Source organism: Allomesorhizobium camelthorni, assembly GCF_011045125.1.
Classification (GTDB): domain Bacteria; phylum Pseudomonadota; class Alphaproteobacteria; order Rhizobiales; family Rhizobiaceae; genus Allomesorhizobium; species Allomesorhizobium camelthorni.
The window spans coordinates 1-1381 of sequence record NZ_JAAKZF010000247.1; the positions used below are offsets into that span (position 1 = coordinate 1).

At 58.4% G+C, this 1381-nt stretch carries 1 protein-coding gene; it reads right to left on the reverse strand.

The window, feature by feature from the left end; genetic code table 11:
- Nucleotides 1-263: 263 nt before the first annotated feature.
- Complete coding sequence (locus G6N73_RS35635) at nucleotides 264-1295, reverse strand: IS110 family RNA-guided transposase (RefSeq protein ID WP_165034536.1); 1032 nt, start codon at nucleotides 1293-1295, stop codon at nucleotides 264-266.
- Between the last annotated feature and the right edge of the window lie 86 nt (nucleotides 1296-1381).

The following is a 1381-nucleotide window of genomic DNA, read 5'->3' on the forward strand; positions in this document are numbered from 1 at the left end:
GGGGTCATGTGTGGATGTTCTCCGCATTGCAAGGGGTTTGATGACGATCTGAACAGAACGGTCGGGTGCAAGCCATGTGTCCGGCCTCAATGAAGCAGCACTCCTGGCTGCGGGCCCTGATGAAGTTCGCGGGTCGGATCCCAATCAGAACATCGAGCATTATGCTCACAACCCCTAGCGGGCTATTCCGACCCCCGGCTCGACCGGTTTGTCATCACATCATCGTTCACCCTCGCAACTCGAAATACGTCGTCGTCGAATTTTCAGGCTGGCAATGCGCCAGCAGAGTGTTCGTTGCGATAGGTGCTGCCTTTGGCGAGAACGCACCAGACAATTCGCGCCATTTTGTTCGCCAATGCCACGGCGACGACCCTGAAGGGTCGGCGGCCGAGCAATCTCATGATCCACGCCGAGCCTTTGGTGGTCCTGCCCCAGCGCAAGACCGCGTGGGCTCCGACAATCAGAAGTCGTCGTATGTATTGATCGCCCATCTTTGAGATTTTCCCGTGCCGATCTTTGCCGCCGGTGGAATTTTGTCGTGGCACCAGGCCGAGCCATGCCGCGAAATGTCGACCGGACGAAAATGCTGAGGGGCTGGTTACCGTCGCTGCCAGGACGCTTGCGGTGATCGGGCCGACGCCTGGAATTGTCTCGAGCCTACGGCTAGTTTCGTTCTGCCTGTGCCAAGCGTGAATCGCTCGATCGAGAGTGCCAATCCTTCCCTGGATATCCTGCAGTTGGTCGACGATCACCTCCATGCAATGCCGCATAAGTGGTTCTATGCGTTCATCGGCGCCGTCTTTGACGAGCGAGATGAGTTCCTGGACTTTCGGAAGCCCCAGCGCCGCGACAATGCCGACTTCGGCCAGATGTCCGCGCAAGGCGTTCACGAGCATCGTGCGTTGCCGCACAAGGAGATCGCGCGTGCGATGAAGCATTATGACGGATTGCTGTTCGATGCTTTTGACAGGAACAAAGCGCATCGTCGGCCGTGTCACCGCCTCACAAATGGCTTCGGCGTCGTTGGCGTCATTCTTCCCACGCTTGACGTATGGCTTCACATAGCTCGCCGGCATCAGCCGTACATCATGCCCGAACGCCATCAATTCCCGAGCCCAGTGATGGGCGGTGCTGCATGCCTCCATGCCAATGCGGCACGGGCTCAGCGCGCCAAAGAAAGGAAGCATCTCGGTGCGTCGTAGACGCCGGCGCACCACAACGCGCCCTTCGCCATCAATGCCGTGCACCTGAAAGACATTCTTGGCCAGGTCCAAACCGATTGTCACTACATGCATGGTGGTCTCCTTCCTCGCTGCTGGCTGCAAACACCGCGCTTAAGGTCGCGCGGGGCGCGGAGAACATCCACCTCATCAGAACAAGA